The organism is uncultured Shimia sp., assembly GCF_947498095.1.
Classification (GTDB): Bacteria; Pseudomonadota; Alphaproteobacteria; order Rhodobacterales; family Rhodobacteraceae; genus Shimia.
The window spans coordinates 39,587-57,078 of the sequence record NZ_CANMJE010000016.1 but is presented as its reverse complement, the minus strand read 5'-3'; the positions used below and the strand labels follow the sequence as shown (position 1 = coordinate 57,078).

20 protein-coding genes and 1 tRNA gene are annotated in these 17,492 nt (G+C 58.1%); 14 read left to right on the top strand and 7 right to left on the bottom strand.

Going from position 1 to position 17,492, the window contains the following annotated elements; translation table 11 throughout:
• Nucleotides 1-609: 609 nt before the first annotated feature.
• The 6 genes from Q0932_RS18705 to Q0932_RS18685 form a co-directional block, all read right to left on the bottom strand.
• Nucleotides 610-1,431 carry a tyrosine-type recombinase/integrase gene (locus Q0932_RS18705; RefSeq protein WP_299356462.1) on the bottom strand — a complete coding sequence of 274 codons (822 nt, stop codon included), beginning with the start codon at nucleotides 1,429-1,431 and terminating at the stop codon, nucleotides 610-612.
• Entirely contained in the window at nucleotides 1,389-1,712 is a 324-nt protein-coding gene (locus Q0932_RS20585) for a hypothetical protein (protein WP_366141433.1), read from the bottom strand. The genes Q0932_RS18705 and Q0932_RS20585 overlap by 43 nt, the downstream gene beginning before the upstream one ends.
• A gap of 138 nt (nucleotides 1,713-1,850) precedes the next feature.
• Nucleotides 1,851-1,927, bottom strand: a tRNA-Arg gene (locus Q0932_RS18700).
• 60 nt (nucleotides 1,928-1,987) lie between these two features.
• A complete protein-coding gene (locus Q0932_RS18695; protein WP_299356460.1) occupies nucleotides 1,988-3,376 on the bottom strand; it encodes a HAMP domain-containing sensor histidine kinase in 1,389 nt (462 codons plus the stop codon).
• A gap of 19 nt (nucleotides 3,377-3,395) precedes the next feature.
• Nucleotides 3,396-4,814, bottom strand: a complete 1,419-nt coding sequence (locus Q0932_RS18690; protein ID WP_299356458.1) for an FAD-dependent oxidoreductase — start codon at nucleotides 4,812-4,814, stop codon at nucleotides 3,396-3,398.
• Entirely contained in the window at nucleotides 4,814-5,545 is a 732-nt protein-coding gene (locus tag Q0932_RS18685) for a TVP38/TMEM64 family protein (RefSeq protein ID WP_299356456.1), read from the bottom strand. Before Q0932_RS18685 ends, Q0932_RS18690 begins: the two co-directional genes overlap by 1 nt.
• 300 nt (nucleotides 5,546-5,845) lie before the next feature.
• On the opposite strand from Q0932_RS18685, the gene rpmH reads away from it, so the two are divergent.
• The 5 genes from rpmH (at nucleotide 5,846) to Q0932_RS18660 (ending at nucleotide 8,025) form a co-directional block, all read left to right on the top strand.
• Nucleotides 5,846-5,980 carry a 50S ribosomal protein L34 gene (rpmH, locus tag Q0932_RS18680; RefSeq protein ID WP_048599009.1) on the top strand — a complete coding sequence of 45 codons (135 nt, stop codon included), beginning with the start codon at nucleotides 5,846-5,848 and terminating at the stop codon, nucleotides 5,978-5,980.
• A gap of 24 nt (nucleotides 5,981-6,004) precedes the next feature.
• Nucleotides 6,005-6,427: a ribonuclease P protein component gene (rnpA, locus tag Q0932_RS18675; RefSeq protein ID WP_299356453.1), complete on the top strand. Its 423-nt coding sequence runs from the start codon at nucleotides 6,005-6,007 to the stop codon at nucleotides 6,425-6,427.
• Between the two features lie 168 nt (nucleotides 6,428-6,595).
• Nucleotides 6,596-7,003 (top strand): GFA family protein, encoded by a 408-nt coding sequence (locus tag Q0932_RS18670; RefSeq protein WP_299356451.1) that lies wholly within the window; start codon nucleotides 6,596-6,598, stop codon nucleotides 7,001-7,003.
• A gap of 151 nt (nucleotides 7,004-7,154) precedes the next feature.
• Complete coding sequence (yidD, locus tag Q0932_RS18665; protein WP_299356449.1) at nucleotides 7,155-7,409, top strand: membrane protein insertion efficiency factor YidD; 255 nt, start codon at nucleotides 7,155-7,157, stop codon at nucleotides 7,407-7,409.
• 109 nt (nucleotides 7,410-7,518) lie between these two features.
• On the top strand, nucleotides 7,519-8,025 hold the full coding sequence (locus Q0932_RS18660) for a hypothetical protein (protein WP_299356447.1): 507 nt from the start codon (nucleotides 7,519-7,521) through the stop codon (nucleotides 8,023-8,025).
• A gap of 52 nt (nucleotides 8,026-8,077) precedes the next feature.
• Here the strand turns inward: Q0932_RS18660 and Q0932_RS18655 are convergent, their stop codons facing one another.
• Nucleotides 8,078-8,605, bottom strand: coding sequence for a DUF3833 domain-containing protein (locus tag Q0932_RS18655; protein WP_299356445.1), 528 nt, complete (start codon nucleotides 8,603-8,605; stop codon nucleotides 8,078-8,080).
• 108 nt (nucleotides 8,606-8,713) lie between these two features.
• Here Q0932_RS18655 and ttcA point away from each other — a divergent pair, with 108 nt between their 5' ends.
• From ttcA to Q0932_RS18610, 9 genes are all read left to right on the top strand, one after another.
• Nucleotides 8,714-9,583, top strand: coding sequence for a tRNA 2-thiocytidine(32) synthetase TtcA (gene ttcA, locus Q0932_RS18650; RefSeq protein WP_299356443.1), 870 nt, complete (start codon nucleotides 8,714-8,716; stop codon nucleotides 9,581-9,583).
• A gap of 63 nt (nucleotides 9,584-9,646) precedes the next feature.
• Entirely contained in the window at nucleotides 9,647-11,176 is a 1,530-nt protein-coding gene (locus tag Q0932_RS18645) for a bifunctional diguanylate cyclase/phosphodiesterase (protein WP_299356441.1), read from the top strand.
• Nucleotides 11,177-11,295: 119 nt separating this feature from the next.
• Nucleotides 11,296-13,119 (top strand): membrane protein insertase YidC, encoded by a 1,824-nt coding sequence (gene yidC, locus Q0932_RS18640; protein WP_299356439.1) that lies wholly within the window; start codon nucleotides 11,296-11,298, stop codon nucleotides 13,117-13,119.
• Nucleotides 13,119-13,862 carry an MOSC domain-containing protein gene (locus Q0932_RS18635; protein WP_299356436.1) on the top strand — a complete coding sequence of 248 codons (744 nt, stop codon included), beginning with the start codon at nucleotides 13,119-13,121 and terminating at the stop codon, nucleotides 13,860-13,862. The genes yidC and Q0932_RS18635 overlap by 1 nt, the downstream gene beginning before the upstream one ends.
• Nucleotides 13,862-14,515 (top strand): ribosome biogenesis GTP-binding protein YihA/YsxC, encoded by a 654-nt coding sequence (gene yihA, locus Q0932_RS18630; protein WP_299356434.1) that lies wholly within the window; start codon nucleotides 13,862-13,864, stop codon nucleotides 14,513-14,515. The genes Q0932_RS18635 and yihA overlap by 1 nt, the downstream gene beginning before the upstream one ends.
• Before the next feature lie 82 nt (nucleotides 14,516-14,597).
• On the top strand, nucleotides 14,598-15,461 hold the full coding sequence (gene argB, locus Q0932_RS18625; protein ID WP_299356432.1) for an acetylglutamate kinase: 864 nt from the start codon (nucleotides 14,598-14,600) through the stop codon (nucleotides 15,459-15,461).
• Between the two features lie 63 nt (nucleotides 15,462-15,524).
• Nucleotides 15,525-16,319: a sterol desaturase family protein gene (locus Q0932_RS18620; protein WP_299356430.1), complete on the top strand. Its 795-nt coding sequence runs from the start codon at nucleotides 15,525-15,527 to the stop codon at nucleotides 16,317-16,319.
• A complete protein-coding gene (locus tag Q0932_RS18615) occupies nucleotides 16,319-16,975 on the top strand; it encodes a ferredoxin (RefSeq protein WP_299356428.1) in 657 nt (218 codons plus the stop codon). Before Q0932_RS18620 ends, Q0932_RS18615 begins: the two co-directional genes overlap by 1 nt.
• The gene (locus tag Q0932_RS18610) at nucleotides 16,965-17,462 is read left to right on the top strand and encodes a histidine phosphatase family protein (protein ID WP_299356426.1); all 498 of its coding nucleotides are present in this window, start codon (nucleotides 16,965-16,967) and stop codon (nucleotides 17,460-17,462) included. Before Q0932_RS18615 ends, Q0932_RS18610 begins: the two co-directional genes overlap by 11 nt.
• Nucleotides 17,463-17,492: the final 30 nt, after the last annotated feature.

Sequence of the window (17,492 nt, the reverse complement as noted above, 5' to 3'; positions counted from 1 at the left end):
AAACCATCTTCATCGCTGCATTCGTCCTCTTCGGTGTCATCATCCTAGGACACTAAAAACTACCAAACATCCCCAATCATAAGGTCTATTAGGATACCCGTATTATAGTTCGGCTTCTGCTCACAAGCCTCAGCTAACTTAAAGTCACGTATGACAACACACTGGCAAACGAAGAATCATAACTAGCCCTTAGATTGGGTCCACAACATTCTGTTGAGGAGAATGCTTAATGATCCACTACTCGGGCACAACTACAGAAATGAATGCGAGGGAAATTGTAATGAAACTAACCAGTGTGTCCTTGGTCTTCGCTGTGCTCGCTTCAGGGGCTATTGCTGAGAATGAGCAGAAACTATGACAAATGAATTGGGAAAGTGACAGAATAAACGGTGTTGAAACCATTTTCGCTGGAAACCCAGACACGGTATTGGTTGATGATGGATTTATGGTATTCGTAGACGGAAAAAATACAGTATCTCTTGCGGTTAACGGTGCCCCAAGATTGCGATAGCCCACTTTTTTCAAAAGAATGTCTACGAATTAGTGCAGCTAACTCATTGGTATCGATGCAGATTTTAGCCAACGCTAGGAGCCGTAGACCATGTCCGCTCACGTGACAGCCTTCATCCACTTCCTGAGGACTTCCAGTGGATAGCCCGAGCCGTATCCGTGGCCTACTCCGTCGGTCTGCCAGGCCCCTATCTGGTCAGCGATGTCGGACGGACACTCAACGGCTCTGAGACGATCTCGCATCGAGTGACGAAAGCTATGCATCGAGCATCCTGCAGGTACGTGTTCCTTCATAAATTTGTTCAGCGCTGCACTGACTGCCTTAGCGTTGGTCGTGTCGGTTTTGTTGTACCGGGGGAAAGCGAACTGGGATGACGTCATCTGGTCTAGGATGCGTTCTGCTGCCCACCTTGCTGCACCCTCGAGCGGGACATCTCGTTTGCTACCCTTGGTCTTGAGACGACGCCATGGATGAGGTAGGATCCGGACGAAAAGGAACCCGTTCTCGCCCCGAACAAAGTCCTCTCGGGTCAATCCCGCAGCTTCTGCAAGGCGCATGCCCGTGTCCGACACCAAGGCGATAAGCCACCTGAGATCATCGTCCAGCTCCCTGCATTTCACCTGAACCGTAGCGAGAGCATCTGCAGAAACTGAAGTGAGATCTGTTACGCCAGCTGATCTGTCATAGTAGACGTCCGCGAAGGGATTGTTCAGGGTGAGGCCCAGTTCACTGGCGGCGAAGATCGTCACTACCCTGACTGTGCTGAAAACCCGTGTAATGCTGCTGGCTGCAAGACCACGAGCGATAAGGGCGTCGCGGAAAGCATTGGCATCGGCCTTGGTGTAGGCATCGCGGTGCTTGTCTCCACAAGCAGCGATCACATACCCACATGCTCTCTCAGCGGCCTGCTGGAAGGACAAGGGGCGGCCCTTTCCTTTGAGCTGCAGATAAATCCTGACGGCCCCCCAACAAAGGAACAAATGAGGAGGAGGCGGAAACCTGCTGGTCGGTGACCTCTGCTCCTGTGGTTTTTTTTCAGGCGCAACATGTGCTTTCCCGGTAGTTCCGCGTCGCGACACCTCAGGTGATACCAGTATTCATCGAGCTGATCGGCAGCTCTTCTTGCTCGGACCTCGGAGATCCTTGGCGACCTTTTGCGCAGAGAATACGCAACCCGAGGTGACGTATAGTGGCGACTCAACTCTTTCGGAATGCGGCGGCTGAAGTAAAATCCCCTTCTTTTTCGAAGGTGAACGGGCGTCAAATGGTCTTCGACATGGTCTACGGCTCCTAGCGGCGGCCAAAAGCTGAAAGGATACAAATGAGTTAGCTGAAGTAATGGCGCTCTGGGGAGGATTCGAACCCCCGACCCCCTGATTCGTAGTCAGGTACTCTATCCAGCTGAGCTACCAGAGCGCGGTGGAGTGGGATTTAGTGCGAACGCCGGGGGTATGCAAGGGCTAATTCCGCGAAATTTCAGGAATCTGCCACATCACCTTTGGGCAGGCATATTTCAAAGGTGGTGCCACTCTCACCCGTGGACAGCATCAGCAATTTGCCGCCATGCCCGCGGACCAGTTCCGCCGAAATCGCCAGTCCCAGACCCGAGCCGCCCTTGCGGGTACCGCCCTGGAACGGTGTGAACAGGTGCTCGCGCGCTTTGGGTGGCAAGCCGGGACCGGTGTCCGCCACGGTAATGAACCATGCTGTGTCCTCTTCGCGGGCTGCAACCGAGATTTCGCCGGGCTTGGTCGAGGCGGTGATCGCCTGACGCGCGTTCCGCACGAGGTTTGCAATCACTCGATACAACTGCTCAGGGTCGGCGCGTACGGTCAGCCCGGTGGGAATATCCTCGGCAAAACTGAGATCAAACTCGCCAATCGCCAGCCGCTCGCTTTCGACCACATCGCTGACGATATCGGCCAGCACCACATGGCACAGGCGCGGGGGCGGCTCTTCGGCCTTGCCAAAGGCCAGCGTGCTTTCACACAAGTTCACCGCGCGGGTAATGGAGTTCACCAGTTTCGGCGCCATGCGCTTGACGGTGGGATCTTCGCTCATCTCGATTCGGTCGGTGAACAACTGTGCCGAGGTCAGGATGTTGCGCAGGTCATGGCTGACCTTGGCCACCGCACCACCCAGTTGCGCCAGATGTTCTTTTTGCTTCAACGAGGCCGTCAATTCGACCTGCAGCGATTGCAGCGCTTCTTCGGCCTCGCGCAGTTCGGTGACACTGGCGTTGGGCTGGATGATGCGACGGGCATCTTCGGGCGCGGCGGCATAGGATTGCATATAAGACACCACCCCCTTGATCGGGCGCACCAAGAGCCCGCGGACAGCGACAAACAGCAGTGACGCAGTGATCGCCGAGATCACCGCAGAGAGCCACAGAATGTTCAGCCCGTAATCAACCATCGCCGCCCGCAAGCCGCTGGTTTTCATGGTGATCTCAATCAACAGTCCGGCTTCGCGCACCGGTGCGCCGATCACGCGGATCACCCGCTCTTCGCGGTCAAACAACCGTCGCATGGCGTCGCGGATCAAATCCACAGGCCCCGCATTGCGCAAATCAAAGGTGGCATCAATGGGCTGCGGCATCGGCGAGGACAGGATCAGCTGGCGCATCTCATCACGGCGCAGCACCACGTTGTAGACTTCGGCATTGCGCAGCAGCTCAGCCTCAAGATCGTCATCGATCATGTCATCCGCCAAGAGCGCCAGTGACGCGATCTGTGACCGTTCAAGCCGCGACAAGAGAAAGTCTTCGCGGAAGCGCGCGATAGACGGCACAAAGATCATGACCTCGGCCAGCATCACAAAGATGATGGTCAGGATCAGAAACCGGCCTGAAAGCGATTTCAGCATCTTTGTTCCATCTTCTCCCTTAGGGCAGCCAGCGTTGCACCAGCCGTACCATCCGTTTCACCTTAGGACTATCAAACAGTCTGGGTGAGAAATAGGCCCCCGCTGCACGTTTGCCAATTTCGCCCACCGTGGGATAGGGCGACACCATCGCGGCGATCTGGCCCATCTTCATACCGTTGGCAATGGCCAGCGCCCACAGATTGATGTGCTCGCCTGCCTGATGACCCGCGATCGAAGCGCCTACGGGGCGGCCTTTGACCACCATAACCTTGATCAGGCCCCGCGCTTTGCGCTCGGCAATCAGGCGGTCGTTGTGGTGCAGATCGAACCGCACCACTTCCAAGCTTTCGCCATGCAGCTTGCGGGCCTCGGCCTCGGTCAGGCCCACTTGCGCCAGTTCCGGGTCGGTATAGGTGGCCCAGGGGATATGGCTGGTCTTTTGCTTGGCTGGCAGCCCGAACAGGGCCGAGCGGATGATGATCCCGGCGTGATAGCCGGCCACGTGGGTGAACTGCAGCCCCCCCGCCACATCGCCAATCGCATAGACCTTGCGGTTGCTGGTCTTGAGGCTGTCATCCACTTTGATCGCGCCGCGCTCTGTGGCAATCCCGGCCTTGTCGAGGTCCAGTCGCTCGATATTGGCCTTGCGCCCGACAGCCATCAAAAGATGCGTGCCTTTGAAGACACGCCCATCCTGCGCCTCAACCTCAATCGCGCCCGCGGCCCCTCGAATTTCCGCCGCCAGAGCGTCTTCTTCGATGGTGATGCCTTCGTCGCGCAGGGTCTCCAGCACGAAAGCGGCCATCTCCGGGTCGTCCTTGCCCAGCGCCTTGTCACCTTCGATCACTGTGACCTCGGACCCCAAACGCCGATGCGCCTGCGCCATTTCCATGCCGATGGGTCCGCCGCCGATGATCAGCAAATGGCCCGGTTGCTCGCGTTGCTCGAACAGGGTTTCGTTGGTGTCATAGGGTACCGTCTCGAGCCCCTTGATCGGCGGCACGAACGGCGACGATCCGGTGGCAATCACGATCCGGCGCGCGGTGATAGTATTGTCCCCGGCCTGAACTTCGGTCGGGCTGAGGAATTGGCCATATTCTGAGATGACCTGCACGCCCAGCCCCTCGAACCGCTCAACCGAGTCGTTGGGTTCGATCTCGGCGATCACACTCGCGACGTGGTCTTTCACAGCAGCAAAATCGATCTGCGGCACCTGATCGGCCACGCCAAAGGCCGCCGCGTGACCTTGCGTGTGGGCAACCTTGGCGCTGGCCAAGAGCGCCTTGGAGGGTACACAGCCATAGTTCAGGCAATCGCCGCCCATCTTGTGGCCTTCGAGCAGCACAACGTCGGCGCCCATCTGCACAGCCCCTGCGGCCACCGAGAGACCACCAGAGCCTGCGCCAATGACCAGCAGGTCCGTCTTAATCTTGTTCATCAGAGGTCTTTCCCGCCCCGCAGGGCCTTGAGGATCATCGGCAGGGCGGCCAGCGCACACAGCCCGAGAATCGGCAGAATGATTTGCGGCTCAAAGATAATGCCGAGATTGGGGGTTTCGCCCTGGGCAAAGACCTCACCCAGGCCGGCACCGACCGAGGTATAGACGACGCCGCCGGGGATGATCCCCAGGAAGGTCGAAATCGCAAAGCGGCGCAAAGGCACGCCGACGATGGCCGGAACCAGATTGGCCACAAAGAACGGCACCAGCGGCACCAGACGGATCAGAAACAGCATCGACCACTGATTCTCGTCAATTCCGTCTTTGATGCGTTTGATCCGCCCGTCCGAGGCTTCCATCTTGGCGGCCATGCGATCTCCAAACCCCCAGCGTGCCGCCAGAAAGATGAACACCGCGCCCAATGTGGCTGCCGAGACGTTGAACAACGCCCCCGGAAAAACCCCGAACAAAAACCCGCCAGTCAGCGTTGCCGCCACGGCTCCGGGCAGAGAAAAGGACACAATCACAACGTAAATGGTCATGAACAAAAGCGCTGCCCAGACATAGTTGGCATCGCGGTACGCCAGCAAAGCCTCGCGATTGTCGCGCAGGCTTTCATAGCTCAAAAGATCCCCCAGCGTCATCGCGCCAATCACAGCAGCGGCAATGATCAGGGCAAAGGGCAACGCCCGGCCCCAGCCTGCTTTGCCCGTATCGGTCGTATCGCTCATGCGTTTTCCAGTCATACTGTCTCCATAGCAACATGTGACAGGCAAAAAGGAAACAACAGCCTCCTCACGGGTGCTTGATCGCAGGGGCGCAATCCGTGATAAGTCGACAGGGAAAACCGGGATTTTGAAACAATCCCGACCGCGATCGACGGTTTTTATTGCAAAACCCCGAAATTCAGTCCGAAAACGCGATTGAGGCGTTTGACTTGTCTGAGACACCCCTCTATAGACCGGGCTTCGAATAGCACATGGGTCCGCGATTCCGTTCGCGAGGCACCCTGAACAGACGGAGACGGAGCGATGAAACGCACCTACCAACCCTCGAACCTGGTTCGCAAGCGCCGCCACGGTTTTCGTTCGCGTATGGCCACCAAAGCCGGTCGCAAGATCCTGAACGCACGCCGCGCACGCGGTCGTAAGTCGCTGAGCGCATAAGCTCACCGACCCCGTTTAGACGGAATGACACCGCCGGAGGCCCCCAAGGATGGCACAGCCAGCCACGGGGATATGCCCCCGGCGGTTTCCGTTTGTCTGACGGTTCTCAAAAATCGCAGCGACTTTCTGGCCGCCGCCCGCGCCCGCCGACAAGGCACCGGTGCGATGATGGTGCAGGCCCGCAAACGTCGCGACGCCGAAGAGGTTCCAGCCCATGCGATCCGCGTGGGCTTTACCTGTTCCAAGAAGGTCGGCAATGCCGTGGCCCGCAACCGCGCCAAACGCCGGATGCGCGAAGTTGCGCGACTGATCCTGCCGACGCGGGGCAAACCCGGCTGGGACTACGTTCTGATCGGTCGCAAGGATGCGACGGCCGCCCGCCCTTTTGACGCGCTGCAGGGCGATCTGAAATACGCGCTGAAGAAACTGCACGCTGCAGACGCCTGACATTGGTGGGGCCTGAGACCGCACAACGCGGCACCTCGCCGGTAAAACTCAAAGTGTGCGCCGGGATTTGGGTTGTCCTACAACCGTCAAACTTTTGTCAGCCCTTGATGATCGGGGCAATTTCCCTACTGTCGTCGCTGCAGCGATGACAGGAAACAAGGAAACCCAATGACAAAACTTACCGGACAGTGCCTTTGTGGCGATATCTCATTCGAGGCCGACGGCGACGTGCCAGTCATGGCCAATTGCCACTGCACGGATTGCAGACACGCGACAGGCACCGCCTTTGCCACTCTGATGTTCATGAAACAGGACGACGTAAAGATCACCGGCACGCCGAAGACCTTCCAGCACATGTCAGATGCGGGCAGCACGATGACCAAACATTTCTGCAGCAATTGCGGCACACCGATGTTTGCACAGAACTCGGCCCGCGCAGGTATGATTGCCCTGCGTGCCGGAAACATCAACGAACATCAAGAATTCACACCCAAGGCGAACGTCTACGCCTCAAGCAAGATGACCGCGACCATCCTTGACGACGGAATTCCGGCCTTTGAAAAGATGCCGGGCTAAGCCCAATCCTCCTCCAGAGGTGGCTTGGCCTCTGGAGGCAACCCGACCCGACGCGTCATAGTGCCGTCCCAGTTGATTCCGCTGCGTTGCGAGATCGACAAATTCATCCACCGCACTTCCCCCTACCGTTGTTCACACCTATCTTTCGCCCATGACTCCTCTGGCCCATATCGTCGCCCTGCCTGTCCGGTTCTATCGGTTGGTGTTCAGCCCTTGGGTTGGATTCAACTGCAGATATCAACCCACATGTTCTGCTTATGCGATGGAAGCGCTGGAAAAGCATGGCGCGATCAAGGGCAGCTGGCTGGCTGCCAAACGTATTGGCCGCTGTCATCCCCTGGGCGGTGATGGCTATGACCCGGTGCCTGACCCAAAGCCTGACCGGGACGACAAAACCGGCAAATAATTGCCTGACACGCCCTAATGTCGACACGGTTCGACATTCATCTGTGGACGTCGACCAAACAGACCCTAAATTCAGGTCGAACACTGTTTCATACAAAAGGATTGCCCAAATGACTTTCACCAAGCTCGCCGCCTCTGCCGCCCTCGCGACCACCCTTGTTGCCACCGGTGCATTGGCCGAAGATCGCTACAGCCATTTCGGCTCGGTTGAAGGATGGAATGTCTTTACCGATCACGAAAAGAAATCATGCTTTATCGAGTCCAAGGATGACTTTGGCAACGTGGTGCAGATGGGTCTGACCCGTGACCGTGGTGTGGCCTATATTGGCGTCTTTACCACCGCCGAGACCGACATCAAGAAAGGCCAGAAAGAGGGCGTTGCGGTCGTTTTGGGCGACAACGTTTATGTCGGTGAAGCGACAGGCATGCGCGGGAACATCACCGAAGGCTATTCAGGCGGCTACGTGCTGACCGATGACGCCGGCATCATCGAACAGATCCAGAAACAGCGCGAAATGGTTGTCTTCCCTGAAAAAGCCTATGGCTTCATCATGGACCTTACCGGAACATTCAAAGCCATCGAGATGGGCAAAGAGTGTAACGCTGCCGCGATGTAACACGGTTTACGCTGAACCAAATGACAGTAGGGTCAGGCCATGCGGCTTGGCCCTATTTCTTTTCAAAGAAGATGATGACCTGCCCCAGAGTGATCCCGGCCTTGCTCATATAGGCTTTGTTCAGCAGGCGCCCGTCTTCCAAGAGCCACATCCAGTCGTCAAAACTGACACGCACGCTGCCGTCACCTTCGCGTTTGGGCAGGTCGATGGTATAGCGCCAGTTGAAGGTATCGCCGTTTTCCACACCCGTTGCGACTCCCTGCACCCCTTCCGCCGTGCCCTGCCATGTCTCTGCGCCCGTTTTGGTCAGGCTCCACACCCGGCGATCCTTGCCGCCATCGGAATAGACAAACCGTTCGTCCAGCGTCAGCACCTTGCCATCCCAGCGCCCGTCGATCGTGACTTTGAAACGTTGTGAGACCCGCCCCAGACTGTCCTGAAACTGGCCATAGGCCACAGTGCGCCCCGAGAAATACTCTTCTAGGTTCAGCTCTTTGTTGCTGAGCTTGTCCTGATCCAGTGTTGGGCGGCCACAGGCGGCCAGCAAAGCCAGCGCCCCCGCCATTACAAATCTGCGCATGTTGAGTCCTTTCTTTTCCTGAATACGCAGCGCAACGACAAATGGATGAGTCTGCACCGCTTGGGCTCCGGACTTGCCCGGATGGCGGAGATGGCCTAAAGGCAGCGCATGCTTGATGATCTCGACGATATCCACCCGCTGTTTCACGGCGCACCCTCGACAGCCAACTTCAAGAAGCTGCGCAAACGCATTGTGCGTCAGACACGCGAAGCGATTGAGCAATATGGCATGATCGAACGTGGTGCCCGGTGGTTGGTCTGCCTGTCAGGCGGCAAGGACAGCTACACGCTCTTAGCGGTGTTGCATGAATTGCAATGGCGCGGGCTTTTGCCGGTCGAAATTCTCGCCTGCAATCTGGATCAGGGGCAACCCAACTTTCCCGCAACCGTTCTGCCCGAGTTTCTGGAACGCATGAAGGTGCCGCACCGGATCGAATATCAGGACACATATAGTGTGGTGAAAGACAAAGTGCCGGCGGGTCGCACCTATTGCGCCCTGTGTTCGCGTCTTCGCCGTGGCAACCTTTATCGGATTGCCCGCGAAGAAGGCTGCTCGGCGGTCGTGCTGGGCCATCACCGCGATGATATTCTTGAGACCTTTTTCATGAACCTCTTCCACGGAGGGCGGCTGGCCACGATGCCGCCCAAGCTGGTCAACGAAGAGGGTGATTTGTTTGTCTATCGCCCACTGGCCCATGTCGCCGAGGAAGATTGCGAGAAATTCGCCAAAGCGATGCAGTATCCCATCATTCCGTGTGATCTTTGCGGGTCACAAGACGGGTTGCAACGCCAGCAGGTCAAGGCAATCCTCGATCAGTGGGAGGCCAATTCTCCCGGTCGCAGGCAGGTGATGTTTCGCAGTCTGATGAACATCCGACCCTCGCACATGCTTGATCCCAAGCTGTTTGATTTTGCCGGGTTGATGCTGGGATCGAAAGAATTTGAACAAATTGAGACGCAAATACCCAAGTTGCGTTAACCGGCCTCTGAGCCGCATCTTTTAGCCTCGTCGGGAATCATATCCTGACGGAGCGCCCGAGCCTTGCGACTGCCTTTGCTGCCAAAATCTTTTGCGCTGTCCGAATTTGGCAGCCGCGTGCTGATGCTGCTGGTGCCTTGCGTCATTCTCGGCGCCTATGTGCTGGGTGGCGAGGTCTGGTTGCTGGTGACCGCGCTGTTCCTGCCCCTGCCCTTTTTGTTACGCAAATCGTCGACTCAGCGGCGTGCAGGTCACAATGATCGTGATGCGCTGACCGGGTTGCTGGTCAGCGGTGCCTTTGAGGGCGCGTCAGACACGCAGATGGGCGATCTTGGCGAAAGCGGGCTGCTGACCGCCACTTTGTGTCTTGAGCTGGACCGGTTTTCCGAGATCCGTAACCGATATGGCGACAATGCCGCCGAAGACGTGTTGAAACACAGCGCACGGAGGATCGTGGCGGCGCTGCGCACGGATGACGTGGTGGCCCGTGTGGGCGATGGCCGCTTTGTCATCTGTCTGGACCCGGTGCGGGTGTTCGATCTTGAGATTTGCCTGCAGCTCGCCACCCGACTGCAAACCGCACTGGAAGAACCCGTACCCTTGCAGGCCGTGTCCATTCATCCGACCTGTTCGGTGGGGTTTTGCCTGTCCTCCCGTGTCAGCCCAGCCACAGGAGCAACCTTGTTTGAGGCGGCTGATATGGCGCTGAGTGAGGCGCGGCGCGCCGGATTGTCTTCTATTCGTTCGTATCAATCGGGCTTTCGCAAACGCATGGTCTCCCGACGCCAAAGTGCGCTTGAGGCCAGCAAAGCGTTGGACCGCGGCCAGATACATGCCTGGTTCCAACCCCAGATTTGCACCAGCACCGGCTATGTTTCGGGGTTTGAAGCCCTCGCGCGCTGGCAACACCCCAAACGCGGCATCATTCCACCGGCCGAGTTTCTGGGTCCGATGCAGCAAAGCGACCAACTGGAGCAATTGGCCAACAGGATGCTGAGCGAGGCGCTGAGCGCACTTAAGGCCTGGCACAAGGCCGGCTATGACGTGCCGACCATCGGCGTAAACTTTGCCGGGGACGAATTGCACAATCCCGCCCTTCTGGACAAGATCCGCTGGGAGCTGGACCGCTTTTCGCTTGCCCCAAAATCCTTGTCGATCGAAGTACTAGAAACTGTAATTGCCGGGGCGCCGGACGACATCGTGGTGCGCAACGTCAATGGGCTGGCCGAACTTGGCTGCGGCATTGATCTCGATGATTTTGGCACCGGCCATGCGTCGATCTCATCGATCCGCCGCCTGCGGGCTTCTCGGCTTAAGATCGACCGCTCGTTTGTGACCCGCGTGGATCAGGACATCGAGCAGCAGCGCATGGTCGCCGCGATTGTCACCATGGCCGAGCGACTGGGGCTGGAAACGTTGGCGGAAGGGGTCGAAACGCCCGGAGAACACGCCATGCTGTGTCAACTTGGGTGCGAGCATGTGCAGGGGTTTGGACTGGGCCGACCGATGCCCTTTGAAAAGACCTTTGACTGGCTGCGCGACTACAACGCTTCGTTGCGGGACCTGCCTGAAATCACCCGCCGTGGTCCGTGAAGCGGTGTGAGCGGGCCGCAATCCGCCAGAACGGGGCCAATCACGCCGGAATCCGCTTGACCTTTGGGCCGCACCTCTGTTGAACCACCCCAACGTTTCAAAGACAGGTGGCCCAGGCAATGGACGATCAGAACAAGAACCTCATCCTCGCGACAGCGCTCAGCTTTGGCGTGATCCTTGTGTGGTTTCTTTTGTTCCCACCGCCCGAACAAGCGGCTGTGGACCCCAACGCACCGACCGAAACAGTTGCGGGCGAACAGCCAGCAGCCACCGCGCCCGCGGGCACGGCACCTGCGGCGACATCGGCTGGCGGAACCCCCGCCACAACCGAAACCACGGAGCAGGCCAATGCCCCTCGTCTGGACATTGAAACCGACCGTGTGACCGGCTCGATCTCGCTCTTGGGTGGACGCCTGGACGATCTGAAACTGAAGGATTACCGCGAAGAACTGGCCGAAGACTCGCCAATCGTGACTTTCCTGTCGCCCAAGGGCCAAGAGCACGCCTATTACGCGCTTTATGGCTGGGCACCCGGTGCAGGTCTGGATCTGGACGGCGTCCCCGGTGCCAACACGCTCTGGAGCGTTGAGTCCGGTGAAACCCTGACACCATCGACCCCGATCACGCTGAAATGGGACAATGGCGCGGGCCTGACCTTCCGCCGCACCGTGTCGATTGACGAAGACTATCTGTTTACCGTCACGCAGAGCGTTGAGAACACCGGCGCGGGCACCGTGTCGATGGCGCCCTATGGCGCCTTGACCCGCCACGGCGAACCAGAAGACCTGATGAACTTCTTCATTCTGCACGAAGGCGCGATGCGCCAACTGTCGGAAGAGCGTGAAGACGTTGACTATGACGATATGGTTGATTTCGGCGCCGACCCAGTTTGGGGACCAGGTGCCAGCGTCGAACAGGTGAACGGCAACGGCTGGACTGGCTTTACCGATCACTTCTGGATGGCCATGCTGATCCCGGGTGCCGAGCAACCCTTTACCTCGGTGCTGCGCTATTCGGCGCAGGTGAACACCTACGAGGCGATTGCCCGTTTCCCGACGATGACTGTCGCTCCAGGTGAGACACAGCAGATTGAATCCCGTCTGTTTGCCGGCGCCAAAGAATGGGAAGCCATCCGTCATTACCAGAACGAAGAAGGCATCTATCGCTTTATCGACACCATTGACTGGGGTTGGTTCTTTTTCCTGACCAAGCCGATTTTCTGGCTGTTGCACGAGCTGAACCTGATCATCGGCAACATGGGCTGGGCGATCATCGGCCTCACCATCATCATCAAACTGCTGGTCTTCCCACTGGCGTATAAATCCTATGCGTCGATGGCCAAGATGAAGGAACTGCAGCCACAGATGGAGAAGCTGAAAGAAGCGGCCGGAGACGACCGTCAAAAGATGCAGCAATCCATGATGGAGCTTTATAAAAAGGAAAAGGTTAATCCGGCCTCCGGCTGTCTGCCAATCCTGATCCAGATCCCGATTTTCTTCTCGCTCTACAAGGTGATTTTCGTCACCCTCGAACTGCGCCACGCACCATGGGCGCTGTGGATCAAAGATCTCTCGGCACCGGATCCATCGTCGATCCTGAACCTCTTTGGTCTCTTGCCCTTCATGCCGCCTGAACCCGGCTCGATCCTTGCGATCCTCAGCCTTGGTGTGCTGCCGATCCTCTTGGGTATCTCGATGTGGCTACAACAGAAACTGAACCCGGCGCCCACCGATCCAACACAGCAAATGATCTTTGCCTGGATGCCTTGGGTCTTCATGTTCATGCTGGGCAGCTTTGCCAGCGGGCTGGTGCTCTATTGGATCACCAACAACGTGATCACCTTTACGCAGCAATATGCGATCATGCGCAGTCATGGCTATAAGCCGGACGTGTTCGGCAATATACGATCGTCGTTCAAGCGCAAAGACAAGGCCAAAGACTGATGTCGGCCCTGGTCTCAGCCCTCTGGAGGCACCCGATCAAAAGCCACGGGCGCGAGTCACTGGACCGCGTCGAGCTCACGGCGGGTCAAACCATGCCTTGGGATCGCCGCTGGGCTGTCGCGCACGAAGCCTCCAAGGCGGATGGCAGTGGCTGGGTGCCTTGTGTCAACTTTTCGCGCGGCGCCAAGGCTCCGGCCCTGATGGCCATCTCGGCGCGGACGGACGAGGCGTTGAATACGGTCACGTTAAGCCATCCGAAACTGGGTCAATTCACCTTTGATCCCGACAAGCAGTTCTTGGGCTTTCTCGACTGGGTGCGCCCGCTGATGCCCGCCGACCGCGCACAGTCGGCCAAGATCGTCCGCGTGGACGGTGTTGGCATGACAGACACCAGATTTCCTTCCATCAGCCTTTTGAACGCGGCCTCAAATGACGCTTTGGCAGACCAAATGCAGACCGATCTCGCGATGGAACGCTGGCGCGGCAATATCGTGATGCAGGGGCTTGAGCCTTGGGCCGAAAAGGGCTGGATCGGTAAGACGGTCAAGATCGGCAGTGTCGAACTGGAAATCCACGAGGAAATCACGCGTTGCCTCGCCACCACGGCCAACCCAAATACCGGTGTGCGTGACGCCGACACACTGGGTACTCTAAACACGCTGGGACATCAGGAATTTGGCGTCTACGGCGTGGTCACGAAATCCGGATCCATCTCTGTCGGCGACGCGATTGAGGTCGGTTGATGCAACTGCCCTTCCCTCTTGTCGAAGAGCCTGACGAGGCCAGCCGTGAAAAAGGCCGTAAGCTCTTTGCTGGCAACAATAGCGAGTTCTTGAAAGGCGTTGTCGCCATGTCCGGCCTACCAGAGGCGGACCGGATTGAGGTTTGCTTTGCCGGGCGCTCTAATGTTGGGAAATCGACGCTGATCAATGCGCTGACGGGCCGTACCCGGTTGGCGCGCGCGTCAAACACGCCCGGCCGGACGCAGGAAATCAACTACTTCACACTGGCGGACAGCCACTATCTGGTCGACCTTCCGGGCTATGGCTATGCCAACGCGCCGCTGCCGGTGATCGAGAAATGGCAAAAACTGCTGAAACAATACCTGTCGGGCCGCGCCACTCTGCGCCGGGCCTTTGTGCTGGTTGATGCGCGCCATGGGATCAAGTCGGTCGACGAAGAGATCATGTCTCTCTTGGACAGTTCTGCGGTGACCTTTCAGGTGGTGCTGACCAAGGCCGACAAAGTCAAAGAAAAGGACCGCGCCAAGGTAATGGATCAGGTGCGTGAAAAGCTGTCGAAACACCCGGCGGCCTTTCCCGAACTGGTCCTGACCAGCAGCGAAAAGGGCGATGGTATCGCCACCCTGCGCGCGATCATCGCCGGGCTCGTCTGAGCCGTTTTACCACAAAGCCGCCTCTGCCTCTTGGCACATGGGACCCAAGCGTCTAACAACGTCGCCCAAGAGGAACCGGACCATGAAGAAGCAGAACATGAACCGCGATTGGATCGCCACCGCCCGTACCCTGTCCCAAGCCCTGCCTTACCTGCAGCGCTATAGCGGGGCGATTGTCGTCATCAAGCTGGGCGGTCACGCCATGGGCAGTGACGAGGCGATGGATGATTTCGCCCGCGATGTGGTGCTGATGCGTCAGGTCGGCGTGAACCCTGTGATCGTGCATGGCGGTGGTCCGATGATCAATGCGATGCTGGACCGTCTGGATATCCAGTCCGAGTTCGTGAACGGCAAACGTGTGACCGATGCGGCCACCGTTGAGGTGGTTGAGATGGTGCTGTCCGGCGTCGTCAACAAACGCATCGTTCAGGCGATCAGCGGCCAGGGCGGCAAGGCGGTTGGTCTTTCGGGCAAGGACGCGGGCCTGATGATCTGCGATCAGACCAACCCGGACCTCGGCTATGTCGGCACCCCTGCCGAGATGAACCCCGATTTTCTGCACGAATTGTTTGCCAATGACACGATACCGGTCATTGCGCCGCTTGGTGCCGGCCGCAACGGCGAAACCTATAACGTCAATGGCGACACCGCCGCCGGGGCCATTGCCTCGGCGCTCAAGGCCGATCGCCTGCTGTTGCTGACCGACGTGGCCGGTGTCAAAGGCGCGAACGGCGACGTCATGACCGAACTGAAGGCACAGCAAATCCGCGAGATGACCGAAAGTGGCGTGATCGCGGGCGGTATGATCCCCAAGACCGAGACCGCGCTGTACGCCATCGACGGCGGCGTGCGGGCCGTGGTCATTCTGGACGGGCGGGCGCCGAATGCTTGTCTTCTGGAGCTTTACACCGAACACGGCGCGGGCTCGTTGATCCGCGGGGACTGATCGGGGCTTTCAATATGCCGCGGTCGGAATATATCTAAAGAACCGCAGCCCCGAGGTCCCGAGATGCAAAACGAAACCCTGATCCGTCTGAGTGTCTTTGCCGGCCTGTTCGCGCTGTTCGCCGTGATCGAGGCGTTGGCCCCGCGTCGCAGCCGCACGCAGCCGCGCAGCACACGTTGGGTCACGAACTGGACCATCACCATCCTGAACACAGTGACGATGAGGCTGATGGCCTTTGCCTTGCCGTTGTTGGCGGTTGGGGCCGCGATGGATGCCGGCGCCAATGGATGGGGCCTGCTGAACCGCGTTGATCTGGGTGTGGTTGTCGAAACCGTTCTGGTAATCCTGATCTTTGATTTCGCGATCTGGGCGCAGCATCTGGTGACCCACAAAGTCCCGATCCTGTGGCGCCTGCACCGGGTGCACCACGCTGACCGCGATATCGACGTCACCACAGCCATTCGATTTCACCCTGTCGAGATTGCTTTGTCGATGCTGTTGAAGATCGGATTGGTCTATCTGATTGGCCCCTCGGCGCTGGCCATTATCCTGTTTGAGATCATTCTGAACGGCACAGCGATGTTCAATCACGCCAACATGCGCTTGCCGATCAGGTTGGATGCCATGTTGCGCCAGGTTCTGGTCACGCCCGACATGCACCGGGTCCATCATTCCGTGAAGCGTCGCGAACATGACAGCAACTACGGATTCTCTCTGTCAATCTGGGATCGAATGTTCGGCACCTACATCGCACAACCCGAAGCCGGGCATGACGATATGACAATCGGTCTGCAATGGCAGGACGACAGACCCTCAAAGCTCGGCTGGAGCCTTTGGCTACCGTTTCGGAGAAAGTGATGTATGACCAGATAACAACCGCCGCAGAAGCACGGCACTTGGCGGTTTTAGGAGGCTTTCACCCAGAGCGGAAAGATATCGGTCTGGATGGGATCGGCACGATCCTGTTGCTGGGCCCACATGAGCCGGGGTTCTGGCCACATGTTACGCAGACACCTGAATTTCTGGATTATGAGCGTCATCCGATCGATCGCTGGTCGCGTCGGGTCCTGACCGACCTTGCCGGCCAGTTTGGCGCGCGAACCTATTTCCCATTTACCGGCCCACCCTATCATCCGTTCTACCAATGGGCACTGCGTACCCAGAGGTGCCATGTCTCGCCCATCAACCTGTTGGTTCATGACACGGCCGGGCTGTTTGCCTCGTTCCGGGGTGCGCTGGGGCTGGCTGACAGGATCAAATTGCCACCACCACCGGCCTCACCCTGCATCACATGCACGGACCAACCCTGCGTCACAGCCTGTCCCGTCGATGCCTTTTCAGGTGAGTTTTACGATGTGGATGCCTGCCGGGGCGCCATCGGCAGTGATGACCCCAAGGCGTGTTTGTCGCGGGGCTGTGCGGCCCGGCGCGCTTGCCCGGCGTCGCAGGCTTATGGCAGACTAGAGACGCAATCATCCTTTCATATGCGAATCTTTCTGGAAAATGGCTCTTAAACTCATCCTCACCCGCCATGCCAAATCTAGCTGGAAGCAGCTGGATCTGACTGACCATGCCCGCCCCTTGAACAAACGCGGCCGAGCCTCTGCCGAGGCCGTTGGGGACTGGCTGCGGCACGAGAAAATGGTGCCGGATGAAACCCTTAGCTCGGATGCTGCGCGCACGCGTGAGACGGCCGCGCTTATGGGATTTGACGTTGAGCCGGTGTTCCTGAGCGCGCTCTATCACGCTGGTTCCACCATGATGCTCAGACAATTGCACAACGCCACTGGCAAGAAGGTGATGATGATCGGTCACAACCCCGGGATTGCCGAGTTTGCTGAACGCCTGGCGAGGGACCTCCCGGCGCATCGCCGGTTTCTGGACTATCCGACCTGCGCCACAACCGTGTTCAAGTTCGATGTCGACAGCTGGGCCGATGTTAGCTTTGGCACCGGCAAAGTGAAGAAATTCATCGTTCCGCGCGAATTGGTAGCGGCATAAGAAAAGGCGGGGAAATCCCCGCCTTTCCAA